Here is a 12,809-nt window from a genome sequence, read left to right as displayed (position 1 = left end):
ACATGATGAGGTGACGATAGCGATGTCGCGAATGGAGGAACGGAAGCAAGCTCGCGAGGGCCTGAAGGCCACGCTCGTGCGCCAGCCCGCCATCGCGGCCGTCGACCTGGGCGCGTCCAAGGTGACGTGCTTCATCATGAAGGCCGACGGCGTGCACCGTGACAACCGCACCCTGACGACGGCGGGCGTGGGCTATGTCCAGTCGCGCGGCGTGCGCGGCGGCGCCATCGTCAATCTGGACGAGGCGGCCCAGGCCATCGCCCAGGCCGTCGAGCGGGCCGAGACCGTGGCCGGCGTCAACGTCCAGGGCGTCAGTGTCTGCACGGCCGGCGGCCAGCTGGCCAGCAACCGCGTCCACACCCAGGTCTCGCTCGGCGCCCGTCCGATCGGCGACGGCGACCTGTCGCGCGCCATAGCCTCGGCCCTGGCCCAGGTCCGCATCCCGGGCCGCAAGCCGATCCACCTGCTGCCGATCGCCTGGTCGGTCGACGGCCAGCGTGGCATCCGCGACCCGCGCGCCATGTTCGGCCGCTCGCTGGGCCTGGAGCTACTGGTGGTCTCGGTCAACGAGAACATCTTCCATACGCTGGCCCACTGCGTCGAGCGCGCCCACCTGTCGTTCGAAGGCATCGTCGCCGCCCCGTTCGCCTCGGCCCTCGCCGCCCTGGAAGAGGACGAGATGGACCTGGGCGCGGTCTGCATCGACATGGGCGGCGGCTCGACCTCGGTGGCCGTGTTCAACAACGGCGCCCTTTGCCACGTCGACAGCCTGGCCGTCGGCGGCGGTCACGTCACCCAGGACATCGCGCGCGGCTTGCAGACCTCGGTGGTCGGCGCCGAGCGCATCAAGACCCTGCATGGCAGCGCCATCGCCTCGGCCAACGAGGACCGTGAGATGATCGAGGCGCCGCCGCGCGGCGACGATCCGGGCGCCGGTCCGGTCATCGCGCCCCGCAGCCTGCTGAAGGGCATCATCCAGCCGCGCGTCGAGGAGACCCTGGAACTGCTGCGCGAGCGCCTGAAGGCCTCGGGCGCGCCGGTCGAGCCGGGCGCGGGCATCGTCCTGACCGGCGGCGCCAGCCAGCTGGCGGGCGTGCGTGAAGTCGCCGTTCGCGTCTTCGACCGCCCGGTCCGCCTGGGGCGCCCACGCCGGGTGCCGCATCTGGCCGACGCCGCCTCGGGCCCGGCCTTCTGCGCCGCCGCCGGCACCCTGCACCGCACGGCCTTCGGCCCGCGCGAGGCCGTCTCGTCGAAGGCCCTGGCCGGTGGTCCGGTCCGCAAACGTCCGCTCGATCCCAACGCCAGCCCGATGGCCAAGGCTGCCGCATGGTTGAGGGACAACCTCTAAGCGTAGCTGTTCCCGCGCTTCAATATTTAAGCGTGATTAACTCTACTGTTTAACCTTGAAGGCCCGGCCGAGCTTCTCGCCGGGCCTTTTTGCTGCTCGAAACAGCCGATATTCGTCAGAATTCGATGTCAGCGTCGTTCGGTCGCACGCGCCTGTGGACAGCTCCGGAGCCCTTGGTTCGTCTGGAGTTTCTGTTGATAGACCACAATTTATCCCACGGCCGCGCTCGACCAGACCACGACTCAGATTATGCAGTTAACTGCCGATTAACGATGGTGGTTGTTCTGTTAACACGATCGTCGAGGCATCCCCGGCGATTGGGTGTCGCCGAGGTCTAGTTTGACGATTTCGGCGTAAGGACGCGAGGGTCCCATGGCTATTTCTCTTTCCGCGCCGCGTACGACCGAGCTGAAGCCGCGTATCGTGGTGTTCGGTGTCGGCGGCGCTGGCGGCAACGCCGTGAACAACATGATCGAGGCGGGCCTCGAGGGTGTTGAGTTCGTGGTGGCCAACACCGACGCGCAACAGCTGCAGTTCGCCAAGACGGACCGACGCATCCAGCTGGGCGTGCAGGTTACTCAGGGCCTGGGCGCCGGCGCGCACCCGGAAGTGGGCATGAGCGCGGCCGAAGAGTCCTTCCCGGAGATCGGCGAGCACCTCGACGGCGCGCACATGGTCTTCATCACCGCCGGCATGGGCGGCGGCACCGGCACCGGCGCGGCCCCGATCATCGCCAAGTGCGCGCGTGAGCGCGGCATTCTGACGGTCGGCGTGGTCACCAAGCCTTTCCACTTCGAAGGCCGCCACCGCATGCGTCTGGCCGACGCCGGCATCGGTGAGCTGCAGCGCTACGTCGACACCCTGATCGTCATTCCGAACCAGAACCTGTTCCGCGTCGCCAACGAACGCACGACCTTCGCCGAGGCGTTCGGCATGGCCGACCAGGTCCTCCACTCGGGCGTTCGCTCGATCACCGACCTGATGGTTCTGCCGGGCCTGATCAACCTCGACTTCGCCGACGTCCGCACGGTCATGACCGAGATGGGCAAGGCGATGATGGGCACCGGCGAAGGCGCGGGCGAAGACCGCGCGCTGATGGCCGCCCAGAACGCTATCGCCAACCCGCTGCTGGACGAAGTCTCGCTGAAGGGCGCCAAGGCCGTGCTGGTCAACGTGACCGGCGGCATGGACATGACCCTGCTGGAAGTCGACGAGGCCGCCAACGCGATCTCGGACCAGGTCGATCCGGAAGCCAACATCATCTTCGGCGCGGCCTTCGATCCGTCGCTGGAAGGCGTGATCCGCGTGTCGGTGGTCGCCACCGGCATGGACGGCGCCTCGATCGCCCAGATCGAGCCCAAGCCGGTCACCCGCAACACCACTACCCAGCCGCTGATCGCCGACACCACGCGCGCTCCGGCCCCGCAGCCGGAACCGGCCCGTCCGACCGCGCGCTACGAAGCCGCGCGTCCGGCCGAGCGTCCCTCGTCCGAGCGCATGGGGGCCTTCGCCCCGGCTCCCGAGCCGGCGCCGGAACCCGAGATCGTCATGTCGGCTCCCCAACCGGAGCCGGAAGCCGAACTCTACTACGACGAGCCTACCGTCGCTGAAGAGCCGCGCATCACCCAGCCGGCCGCCCGGCAGGTGACCCGCATCGTCGACCCGCTGGTCGATGACGGCGCGGCCGCCGAAGAGCCGCTGTTCCCCGAGAACAACTATTACGAAGAGCGTCGTCCCCAGAAGCAGGGCGGTGGCTTCTTCTCGATGTTCGGCGGCGGTCGCCAGCGCTACGAGCAGCAGTCTTCGGCTCCGCAGCCGCAAGCCCGTTCGACCCACAGCGCGCGTCCGCAACTGCAGCCGATCGAGACGCCGCAGACCGACGACGGCGAAGACCTCGAAATCCCGTCCTTCCTGCGCCGCCTGGCCAACTGAAAGGGCGACCCCGGCAAGGGGCCGCCCAAAGGTTCCAGGTAGGGGATCCAAGTGATCAGAAGCGCCCCGGAGGAAACTCCGAGGCGTTTTTCGTTTGGCGACTCCCATCCCGCTTGGTCAGAGTGCCGCCCTCGATCGCGACGGTGCGCGCGGGCTGGCGTGACCTGGGGGAATGTTGATGCGGACGTCTTTGTACGGCCTGGTAGGCCTGGCTTTGTTCGCGACCACCGCCCTGGCAGCGCCTCGGCCTACCGGTGATCCGGGCAGGAACGCGCCGGTCCAGTACGAGGTGTCGTTCGAGAACGCTGGCCACCACGAGGCCCAGATCGTCGCGACCTATCGTGATGCGCCCAAGGGGCCGCTGCGGCTGAACACGTCGCGCTCGTCGCCCGGCCGCTACGCGATCCACGAGTTCGCCAAGAACGTCTACCGGGTCAGCGCCGTCGACGGCGCGGGCCGGCCGCTGAAGGTCGAGCGGACCGATCCCTACGGCTGGACCGTCGCCGGCCACGACGGGACGGTGAAGGTGACCTACACCCTCTACGCCGACCGCGGCGACGGCACCTATTCGCAGGTCGACGCGACCCACGCCCACCTGAACATGCCCGCGACCTTCCTGTGGGCCGTTGGCTATGACGACAGGCCGATCCGGGTGACATTCAAGCGCGCCGATCCCAGCTGGAAGATCGCCACCCAGCTGCCGGCCGCGAGCGGGGAGGCCGACACCTACTGGGCCCCGAACCTGCAGTACTTCATGGACAGCCCGACCGAGATCAGCGCCTTCACCGTGCGTGAATGGCAGGTCACCGACAACGGTCGCGCCTACACCTTCCGCCTGGCCCTGCATAACCCCGGCACGGACGAGGACGCCGACAAGTTTGCGGCGAAGCTGAAGGCCATCGTGCCCGAGCACATCAAGGTGTTCGGCGAGCTGCCGAAATTCGATCACGGCGAGTACACCTTCATCGCCGACTACATGCCCCAGATCACCGGCGACGGCATGGAGCATCGCAACTCGACCTTCATCAGCCAGCCGCGCTCGCTGTTCCGCGGCAACTTCAGCCAGCTAAACACCGCCAGCCACGAGTTCTTCCACGCCTGGAACGTCGAGCGGATCCGCCCGGCCGAGCTGGAGCCGTTCGACTTCACCAAGGCCAATCCGACTCCGTCCCTGTGGCTGGCCGAGGGCTTCACCCAATACTACGGTCCGCTGCTGATCCGTCGCGCCGGGCAGTCGACGGTGGACGAGTTCCTGACCGGCCTGTCGAGCACGCTGAACGGCGTCGTCAACGGCCCGGGTCGCCAGTATGGCTCCCCTCAGGAGATGAGCCTGCGCGCGCCATTCGTCGACGCGGCCGCGGCCCTGGATCCGACCAATCCGAACATCTTCACCTCGTACTATCCGTACGGCGCGATCATCGGCCTGGCGCTGGACTTGCAGCTGCGCGGGCGTGAGAAGCCGCTGACCCTGGACGATTTCATGCGCCAGATGTGGCGCACGCACGGAGCGCCGGAGAAGCCCTACACGCCGACGGACGCGCGCGCGGCCCTGGCCCGGACGACCGGCGACGCGGCGTTCGCCGACGGTTTCTTCAAGGCCAGCATCGAGGGCTCGGCCCTGCCGGACTTCGGCCCGCTGCTGGAGCGGGCCGGTCTGAAGCTGCGCCAGAAGTCGCCGAAGAAGGCCTGGCTGGGCGCGGCGCGGGTCCGGATCAACGGCGCGGAGGTAATCTTGGACCAGCCGCCCGCGCCCGGCAGCCCGCTCTATGCGGCGGGCGTCGAGACCGGGGATCGCATCGTTTCGATCGGCCGCTTCGAGTTCGCCAATGAGGCAGACTGGACCGACGCCCTGGACCGCCTCAAGCCTGACGAGGCGACGAGCGTGAAGTTCGTCCAGCGCGGCCAGGTCCGCGAGGTTCCGCTGAAGATCGCCGCCGACCCGACCCTGGAGGTCGTTCGCTTCGAGAAGGCCGACCTGAAGCCGACCGACGCCCAGTTGGTCTTCCGCAAGGCCTGGCTCGGAGCCGACACCGAAACGGCGAAGTAGCCGTCGTCGTGAACCGGAATACAGGCTAGCTTGGCATTTCCTGCCAGGATGTCGATGAGACCGGTCACGATGAAGCTCACCCGCGCCGATCGGAAGATCCTCCAGATCCTGCAGGAGGACGGCAAGATCTCGAACGTCGACCTGGCCGAGCGCGTGGGCCTGTCGCCCAGCCCGTGCCTGCGGCGGGTCAAGCAGCTGGAAGCCGCCGGCCTGATCAGCGGCTATGTCGCCCTGCTGGATCGACGCAAGGCCAGGCTGGATGTGCTGGCCTATGTCGAGGTTCAGGTCGACCGTCACACCGAGGCGGCGGCCGAGGCGTTCAAGCAAGCCGTGATCCGCGAGCCCGAAGTGGTCGGCTGCTACGTCATGACGGGCGGCTACGACTATCTGCTGCGGGTAGTGGTCCCGAGCCTGGACGCCTATGCCGATTTCACCATGAAGCGCCTGCTGAAGATGCCTGCGGTCAAGGACGTGCGCTCGTCGTTCGTACTGGAGACGGTCAAGGATTCCACGGCCCTGCCGCTGGACTATCTGGACTGATCACATCTCGCCGGAATTGATCCGGATCATTGGCATGATGTGACCATTATGCCGTTCTGATCGGTCATCATCGCCACGTTCTGACTTCCGCTCCGCGATAGGCTGCCTTCCGTCCCGTTACCGGAAAGCGCCATGACGTCATCCTCCGTGTTCGCCGGCCTGTCGCCCCAGGCGCCGGACTCCCTGCTGTCGCTGATCGGCGCCTATCGTCGCGATTCCCGCCCCGGGAAGATCGACCTGGGCGTCGGCGTGTTCCGCGATGACGATGGCGCGACGCCGGTGATGGCGTGCGTGAAGGCCGCCGAGCAGATCCTGCTGAACGGCCAGCCGACCAAGGCCTATCTCGGCCCGGAAGGCGACATCGGCTATCTGGATCTTCTGAAGCCGATCATCTTCGGCGATGCGGTCAGTCACGAGGTGTTCGGCGTGCAAACGCCGGGCGGCACCGGCGCGATCCGCCTGGCCTGTGAGCTCCTGAAGGCCGCCAGGCCCGACATCCGCATGATCGTCGGCGCGCCGACCTGGCCCAACCACACCCAGATCCTGGATCAGCTGGGTATCGAGACGGTCGCGTTCCGCCACTACGACCAGCGCGCCCAGCGCCTGGGCTTCGACGAGATGATGGCGGCGCTGGAGACGGCGCGGGCCGGGGACGCGGTCCTGTTGCACGGCTGCTGCCACAACCCCTCGGGCGCCGACTACAGCCTGGAGCAATGGGCGGCGATCGCCGCGCTTGTGGCGCGCAAGGGCCTCATCCCCCTGATCGACCTGGCCTATCAGGGCCTGGGCCTGGGCCTCGAGGAAGACGCGGCCGGCATGCGCCTGGTCCTGGCGGCCGCCGAGGACGGCCTCTTGGCCTATTCCTGCGACAAGAACTTCGGCCTCTATCGCGAGCGGGTCGGGGCGCTCTACGCTCTGTCGCGCGACGCCGACACTCTGGACCTCGCCGCCAGCAACATCCGGGCCCTGGCCCGCACCAACTGGTCGATGCCGCCCGACCACGGCGCGGCCGTCGTCCGTGTCATCCTTGAGTCCGAAACGCTGACGACCCAATGGCGCGCCGAGCTGGAGGCCATGCGCGTCCGCGTCGCCGACCTGCGCCAGCGTCTGGCCAAGGCGGTCCCGGCCCTGGCGCCGCTGGCCGGGCAGCACGGCCTCTTCGCGCTCCTGCCGCTGTCGCCGGCCCAGGTCGCCACGCTGCGCGAGGATCACGGAATCTACATGGCGGGCTCGGGCCGCATCAATCTGGCCGGTCTGACCGTTACCAACATCGACACGTTCGCGCGGGCCTTCGAGGCCTGCCTGCAGGGAGAACCCGCATGACCACGCTCGTCACCGAACAGAACCCGCTGGGCCTCGACGGCTTCGAGTTCGTCGAGTTCACCAGCCCCGATCCGGCGGCCATGAAGGTTCTGATCGAGCAACTGGGCTTCGTGCCGGCCAGCAAGCATCCGACCAAGGCCGCGATCCGCTACAAGCAGGGCCGCATCAACCTGATCGTCAACGAGGAGACGACCGGCCAGGTCGCCGACTTCCGCGCCGAGCACGGCCCGTCGGCCAATGGCATGGCCTTCCGCGTCGAGAACGTCGAACAGGCCTATGCCGACGCCCTGGCGCGTGGCGCCAAGGCCGCCGACGCCTCGCGCTCGCTGCTGGGCGAGGGGGCCAAGGTGCTGGAAGGCATCGGCGGTTCTCTGCTCTATCTGGTCGACCGCTATGGCGACGCCGGCACCATCTATGACGGCTGGGAGCAGATCCCCGGTGCGGCTCTGGCCGAGGCCAAGAACAATGTCGGCCTCGACCTGCTGGACCACCTGACCCACAACGTCAAACGCGGCCAGATGCGCACCTGGTCGACCTTCTACAACCAGGTCTTCGGCTTCGAGGAGCAGAAGTATTTCGACATCAAGGGCCAGGCGACGGGCCTGTTCAGCCAGGCGATGATCGCGCCCGACAAGGCCATCCGCATCCCGCTGAACGAGAGCCAGGACGACAAGAGCCAGATCGAGGAGTTCATCCGCCAGTACAATGGCGAGGGCATCCAGCACCTGGCTCTGACCACCGACGACATCTACGAGACCGTCGAGAAGCTGCGCGCCCGGGGCGTCAAGTTGCAGGACACCATCGAGACCTATTACGAACTGGTCGACAAGCGCGTGCCCGGCCATGGCGAGGACCTGGAACGCCTGAAGAAGAACCGCATCCTGCTGGACGGCAATGTCGGCGAGGAAGGCCTGCTGCTGCAGATCTTCACCGAGAACCTGTTCGGGCCGATCTTCTTCGAGATCATCCAGCGCAAGGGCAACCAGGGCTTCGGCAACGGCAACTTCCAGGCGCTGTTCGAGAGCATCGAGCTGGACCAGATCCGCCGTGGGGTGATCACGGTCGAGGGGTAGGGCCTTTTGATCGGTGAGGGAGGGTGCTTACCTTCCTCCATCTTCCCGGCGAAAGCGGGGACCCAGGTGAAGCCCACGAGCCGCTCAGGATGAATCTGGGCCCCGGCTTTCGCCGGGAAAGCGGCGTGGGGAGAAGCGAAAAGAGTCCGACAGCATGACCGACGCGCTCAAATACCAAACCGGCTTCGGCGCCCACTTCGCCACCGAGGCCGTGGCCGGCGCGCTGCCGGTGGGGCAGAACTCGCCGCAGCGGGTTCCGTTCGGCCTCTATGCCGAGCAACTGTCGGGTTCGGCCTTCACCGCCCCGCGCCACGAGAACAAGCGAAGCTGGCTCTACCGCCTTCGGCCAAGCGCCGGGCATGGGCCGTACCAGCTCTACGCCCAGGACAGGCTGGTCTCGTCTTTCCCTGGCCCGGTGACGCCCAACCGCCTGCGCTGGGACCCGCTGGAGATCCCGTCTGAGCCGACCGACTTCGTCGACGGCATGGTCACCTTGGCCGGCAACGCAGACGCCGCGACGCTCAGCGGCATCGGCGTCCACGTCTACCTCGCCAACGCCTCGATGAAGAACCGAGTATTCTACGACGCCGACGGCGAACTGCTGATCGTGCCGCAGCAAGGCGTGCTGACCCTGGTCACCGAGCTGGGCGTGCTGAAGGCCGGGCCTGGCCACATCGCGGTTATCCCGCGCGGCGTGCGCTTCCGGGTCGAGGTCGCCGGCCCCTCGCGCGGCTATGTCTGCGAGAACTACGGCGCGGCCTTCCGCCTGCCGGAACTGGGGCCGATCGGCTCCAACGGCCTGGCCAATATCAGGGACTTCGAGACCCCTGTCGCGGCGTTCGAGGACGTGGATGAGCCCACGCTCGTGATCCAGAAGTTCCAGGGATCGCTGTGGGCCTCCGAGTGGGACCACAGCCCGCTGGACGTCGTGGCCTGGCACGGCAACCTGGCGCCGTACCGCTACGATCTCTCGCGGTTCAACACGATAAACACGGTCAGCTTCGACCATCCCGATCCGTCGATCTTCACGGTCCTGACCTCGCCCAGCGACACGCCAGGGACGGCCAACTGCGACTTCGTGATCTTTCCGCCGCGCTGGATGGTGGCCGAGCACACGTTCCGCCCGCCCTGGTTCCACCGCAACGTGATGAGCGAGTTCATGGGCCTGATCCATGGCGCCTACGACGCCAAGGAGGGCGGCTTCACGCCTGGCGGGGCGTCCCTGCACAACTGCATGAGCGACCACGGCCCCGATGTCGCCAGCCATCGCAAGGCCACCGAGGCCGAGCTCGCCCCGCACAAGATCGACGGGACCATCGCCTTCATGTTCGAGAGCCGCTGGGTGATCCGTCCGACCAAGTTCGCGCTGGAGACTTCCGCGCTTCAGGGTGACTATGACGCCTGCTGGACGGGCTTCCCCAAGGCGCGTCTGCCGTAAGCATAAGAAACAAGAGGAAGCGCCTATGAAGCTCGCGTCTCTCAAGGGCGGTCGTGACGGCCGGCTGGTGGTGGTCTCCAACGACCTGGCCTGGTTCACCGACGCCGGGACGATCGCGCCGACCCTGCAGGCCGCGCTGGACGACTGGTCGCGCTGTGGGCTGATGCTGGCGGGGCTGGCCGAAAGCCTCGAGCACGGCGCGGTGCCGCGGGAGCGCTTCCACGAGCATGACGCCCTGAGCCCGTTGCCGCGCGCCTTCCAGTGGTTGGACGGTTCGGCCTATGTCAATCACGTGCAGCTGGTGCGCCAGGCGCGCGGCGCCGAGATGCCCGAGAGCTTCTGGACCGATCCCCTGATGTATCAGGGCGCGTCGGACGGCTTCCTGGCCCCGCGCGATCCGATCCCGCTGGCCGACGCCAGCTGGGGCTGCGACCTGGAGGGCGAGGTCGCGGTGATCGTCGACGACGTGCCGCTGGGCGCCAGCCGCGAGGAGGCCCTGGCCGCCATCCGCCTGGTCATGCTCTGCAACGACGTCAGCTTGCGCAACCTGATCCCGACCGAACTGGCCAAGGGCTTTGGCTTCGTTCAGTCCAAGCCGGCCAGCGCCTTCTCGCCGGTGGCGGTGTCGACCGACGCGCTGGGTGACGCCTGGAAGGATGGCAAGCTGCACGGCGCCCTGCTGGTCGAGCTGGACGGCAAGGACTTCGGCAAGGCCGACGCCGGCGTCGACATGACCTTCGATTTCGGGACCCTGGTCGCCCATGCCGCCAAGACCCGCGCGCTGTGCGCCGGCACCATCGTCGGCTCGGGCACGGTGTCAAACCGGGGCGCCGACGGCGGGCCCGGCAAGCCGATCAGCGAGGGCGGTCTGGGCTATTCGTGCCTGGCCGAGCTACGCACCGTCGAGACCCTCCTGACCGGCGCGCCCAAGACGCCGTTCCTGCTGGGCGACGACACCGTCCGCATCGAGATGAAGGACGCCAAGGGCCACTCGATCTTCGGCGCCATTGAGCAGACGGTCGAGCGGGTTTGAGTTCAGAGAGACCGGAAGACGCCGCCGTTGTCGGCCGGATCTGGGAAACGCGCGCCGGGATCAACCTGGGCCCGCTGGACCTGATCGCCGACGGCGGCGCGCGAGGCTATGTCCTGCAGATCGGCGACAAGCGCTTTCACGGCTTCGTGGTGCGCCGGGGCGAGGCGGTGTTCGGCTATGTCGACCGTTGCCCGCACCAGGGCTTTCCGCTCGCGCAGGTCCTGGACCAGTACCTGACCCCGGACGGCGATCTGATCGCCTGCTCGTGGCATGGCGCGGTGTTCACGGTGGAGGAGGGCGCTTGCGTGGGCGGACCCTGCGTTGGCGCGCGGCTGGCGCCCTGGCCGGTCGTGGCGCGCGAGGGGCGAGTGTTCACCGCCTAGCTGTGCGCGTCCTTGGCCTCCTCGCGCGCGGCGTCCCAGACTTCGCGGGCGGCGTCGAGGTTCATGACCGCGATGGCCAGGCCGACGACGATGTCGGGCCAGACGGACCGGGTGGCGGCGGTCAGCAGTCCCGCCCCGACGATCCCGATATTGGCCAGGACGTCGTTGCGGGCCGACAGGAAAGCGGCCTTGGACAGGCTGCCTGCCGCGCCGCGATGGCGAACCAGGGTGAAGGCGCAGAACAGATTGATCGCCATGGCGCCTAGCCCGGTGACGCTCAGTGACAGCGCCTCCGGCGGGGTCGGATCGCCGATCTTGCGCCACAGCGTCCAGAGGAAGGCGACCGCCGGCGCCAGCAGGATCGCGGCCAGCGCATGGCCGACCTTCGCGCGGCGTGTCGCACTCCAGCCCAGAGCCGCCAGGATCAGGAAGTTGACCGCCGCGTCCTCGAAGAAGTCGGCGCTGTCGGCCAACAGCGACACCGAGCCGATGCGCAGCGCCACCGTCATCTCGACAGCGAAGTAGGCGAGGTTCAGCAGGGCGACCAGGCGCACGGCGGACCAGAAGCTGGGCGAAAGGGTCATGGCCAACGCGTAGCACCGCGCGCCAGACAAAAGAACGGCCGCCTTCCAGGAGAAGAAGGCGGCCGAGTCATTGGGAGGAAACGCCCGAAAGGGCTGAATTCCATATAGCCGTTTGAATTCGATCTGACAACGTTGTCACGAAAATAATTTCGCGGAACGATGAAATTCGTTGCGCCTTAAGGCCTTACTTCTTCTTCGCGGCCTGGACCTCGATCTCGACCAGCATGCCGTCCTGGACGAGCGAGGTGATCTGGCTGGTGATGCGCGCCGGCTTGTTGGGCTGAGCGGCGGTGCCGAAGTAGGTCTTGTAGCCTTCCATCATGCCCATGAAGTCCATCTTGCCCTCCTTGGCCGGGTCGCCGACCAGCAGGACGCGCATCATGACGACGTCGGCCATGGTCGCGCCCTGGCTCTTCAGGGCCGCCTCGATGCGGCCCAGCACGCCCAGGGTCTGGGTCTTGGTGTCGCCGAACTTGGCCACGCCCGTGGCCTTCTCGTCGATCACCGGCGGGGTCATGCCCGAGACATAGATGGTGTCGTAGCCGGCCGGCACGGTGACGACGCTGGCGATCGGCGACTTGGGATCGCCACCGCGGACGATCTCCTGGGCTTGGGCGGCCGAGGCGGCGCCGGCGAGGGCGGCGACGCCGGCGGCGAGGGCGATAAGGCGTTTCATGATCTTCTCCCTGTGAGCATTGGAAAGGTTAGTGGGCCTGGAGGCCGCGCGCCTTGGCGCCGGCCTTGGCCGCGACGCGGGCCTTGGCGACGTCGGCGGGTTTCACCGGCGGCGCCTTGTTGCCCCAGGACGAGCGGACATAGGTCAGGATGGCCGAGAGGTCGGTGTCGGAAAGGTCGTCCTTGAAGGCCGGCATGCCAGCGCGGCCGTTCAGCACCGTGGTGGTCAGCAGCTGCGGATCGCCCTGGACCAGCGGCGAGCCGGCCAGGGCCGGAAAGGCGCCCTTGACGCCCTTGCCGGTGACCTGGTGGCAGGCCGAGCAGTTGTCGTTGAACTGAGACTTGCCGTCGGCCAGGGCGATGGCCGGGGCGGCGACGCCGGCGGCCAAGGCCAGGGCGGCGAGACGATAGGCGAAGGTCATTCGTTTCCTCG

At 67.6% G+C, this 12,809-nt stretch carries 13 protein-coding genes; 10 read left to right on the top strand and 3 right to left on the bottom strand.

Annotated features, from left to right (window positions below; all coding sequences use genetic code 11):
* Positions 1-22 precede the first annotated feature (22 nt).
* The 10 genes from ftsA (at position 23) to MZV50_RS18895 (ending at position 11,117) form a co-directional block, all read left to right on the top strand.
* Positions 23-1,348 carry a cell division protein FtsA gene (ftsA, locus tag MZV50_RS18940; protein WP_252630835.1) on the top strand — a complete coding sequence of 442 codons (1,326 nt, stop codon included), beginning with the start codon at positions 23-25 and terminating at the stop codon, positions 1,346-1,348.
* 272 nt (positions 1,349-1,620) lie between these two features.
* On the top strand, positions 1,621-1,686 hold the full coding sequence (locus tag MZV50_RS18935; protein ID WP_024265820.1) for a hypothetical protein: 66 nt from the start codon (positions 1,621-1,623) through the stop codon (positions 1,684-1,686).
* Between the two features lie 34 nt (positions 1,687-1,720).
* The gene (ftsZ, locus tag MZV50_RS18930) at positions 1,721-3,280 is read left to right on the top strand and encodes a cell division protein FtsZ (RefSeq protein ID WP_252630834.1); all 1,560 of its coding nucleotides are present in this window, start codon (positions 1,721-1,723) and stop codon (positions 3,278-3,280) included.
* Positions 3,281-3,458: 178 nt separating this feature from the next.
* Positions 3,459-5,327 (top strand): M61 family metallopeptidase, encoded by a 1,869-nt coding sequence (locus tag MZV50_RS18925; RefSeq protein WP_436792186.1) that lies wholly within the window; start codon positions 3,459-3,461, stop codon positions 5,325-5,327.
* A 69-nt stretch (positions 5,328-5,396) separates the two neighbouring features.
* Positions 5,397-5,867 (top strand): Lrp/AsnC family transcriptional regulator, encoded by a 471-nt coding sequence (locus MZV50_RS18920; protein ID WP_223391182.1) that lies wholly within the window; start codon positions 5,397-5,399, stop codon positions 5,865-5,867.
* Positions 5,868-5,999: 132 nt separating this feature from the next.
* Positions 6,000-7,190 carry an amino acid aminotransferase gene (locus tag MZV50_RS18915; RefSeq protein WP_252630833.1) on the top strand — a complete coding sequence of 397 codons (1,191 nt, stop codon included), beginning with the start codon at positions 6,000-6,002 and terminating at the stop codon, positions 7,188-7,190.
* Positions 7,187-8,263, top strand: coding sequence for a 4-hydroxyphenylpyruvate dioxygenase (hppD, locus tag MZV50_RS18910; protein ID WP_252630832.1), 1,077 nt, complete (start codon positions 7,187-7,189; stop codon positions 8,261-8,263). Before MZV50_RS18915 ends, hppD begins: the two co-directional genes overlap by 4 nt.
* A gap of 154 nt (positions 8,264-8,417) precedes the next feature.
* Complete coding sequence (hmgA, locus tag MZV50_RS18905) at positions 8,418-9,701, top strand: homogentisate 1,2-dioxygenase (RefSeq protein WP_252630831.1); 1,284 nt, start codon at positions 8,418-8,420, stop codon at positions 9,699-9,701.
* Between the two features lie 25 nt (positions 9,702-9,726).
* Positions 9,727-10,734 carry a fumarylacetoacetate hydrolase family protein gene (locus MZV50_RS18900; protein ID WP_252630830.1) on the top strand — a complete coding sequence of 336 codons (1,008 nt, stop codon included), beginning with the start codon at positions 9,727-9,729 and terminating at the stop codon, positions 10,732-10,734.
* Positions 10,731-11,117, top strand: a complete 387-nt coding sequence (locus MZV50_RS18895; protein ID WP_252630829.1) for a Rieske (2Fe-2S) protein — start codon at positions 10,731-10,733, stop codon at positions 11,115-11,117. The genes MZV50_RS18900 and MZV50_RS18895 overlap by 4 nt, the downstream gene beginning before the upstream one ends.
* Here MZV50_RS18895 and MZV50_RS18890 read toward each other — a convergent pair.
* The 3 genes from MZV50_RS18890 to MZV50_RS18880 form a co-directional block, all read right to left on the bottom strand.
* Positions 11,114-11,701, bottom strand: a complete 588-nt coding sequence (locus tag MZV50_RS18890; protein ID WP_252630828.1) for a cation transporter — start codon at positions 11,699-11,701, stop codon at positions 11,114-11,116. The genes MZV50_RS18895 and MZV50_RS18890 overlap by 4 nt on opposite strands.
* A 184-nt stretch (positions 11,702-11,885) precedes the next feature.
* Positions 11,886-12,377: a RidA family protein gene (locus tag MZV50_RS18885; RefSeq protein ID WP_252630827.1), complete on the bottom strand. Its 492-nt coding sequence runs from the start codon at positions 12,375-12,377 to the stop codon at positions 11,886-11,888.
* A gap of 28 nt (positions 12,378-12,405) precedes the next feature.
* Positions 12,406-12,798, bottom strand: coding sequence for a c-type cytochrome (locus MZV50_RS18880; protein ID WP_252630826.1), 393 nt, complete (start codon positions 12,796-12,798; stop codon positions 12,406-12,408).
* Between the last annotated feature and the right edge of the window lie 11 nt (positions 12,799-12,809).

Source organism: Caulobacter segnis (genome assembly GCF_023935105.1).
Classification (GTDB): Bacteria; Pseudomonadota; Alphaproteobacteria; order Caulobacterales; family Caulobacteraceae; genus Caulobacter; species Caulobacter segnis_B.
Note: the sequence above shows the minus strand (reverse complement) of the source record. Positions and strands in the feature narration are given on the sequence as shown.

What these genes read in the sequence shown, in the direction of transcription:
- ftsA (WP_252630835.1), top strand. Translation starts at nt 23, where the DNA reads ATGTCGCGAATGGAGGAACGGAAGCAAGCTCGCGAGGGCCTGAAGGCC.
- ftsZ (WP_252630834.1), top strand. Translation starts at nt 1,721, where the DNA reads ATGGCTATTTCTCTTTCCGCGCCGCGTACGACCGAGCTGAAGCCGCGT.
- MZV50_RS18925 (WP_436792186.1), top strand. Translation starts at nt 3,459, where the DNA reads ATGCGGACGTCTTTGTACGGCCTGGTAGGCCTGGCTTTGTTCGCGACC.
- MZV50_RS18920 (WP_223391182.1), top strand. Translation starts at nt 5,397, where the DNA reads ATGAAGCTCACCCGCGCCGATCGGAAGATCCTCCAGATCCTGCAGGAG.
- MZV50_RS18915 (WP_252630833.1), top strand. Translation starts at nt 6,000, where the DNA reads ATGACGTCATCCTCCGTGTTCGCCGGCCTGTCGCCCCAGGCGCCGGAC.
- hppD (WP_252630832.1), top strand. Translation starts at nt 7,187, where the DNA reads ATGACCACGCTCGTCACCGAACAGAACCCGCTGGGCCTCGACGGCTTC.
- hmgA (WP_252630831.1), top strand. Translation starts at nt 8,418, where the DNA reads ATGACCGACGCGCTCAAATACCAAACCGGCTTCGGCGCCCACTTCGCC.
- MZV50_RS18900 (WP_252630830.1), top strand. Translation starts at nt 9,727, where the DNA reads ATGAAGCTCGCGTCTCTCAAGGGCGGTCGTGACGGCCGGCTGGTGGTG.
- MZV50_RS18890 (WP_252630828.1), bottom strand. Translation starts at nt 11,701, where the DNA reads ATGACCCTTTCGCCCAGCTTCTGGTCCGCCGTGCGCCTGGTCGCCCTG.
- MZV50_RS18885 (WP_252630827.1), bottom strand. Translation starts at nt 12,377, where the DNA reads ATGAAACGCCTTATCGCCCTCGCCGCCGGCGTCGCCGCCCTCGCCGGC.
- MZV50_RS18880 (WP_252630826.1), bottom strand. Translation starts at nt 12,798, where the DNA reads ATGACCTTCGCCTATCGTCTCGCCGCCCTGGCCTTGGCCGCCGGCGTC.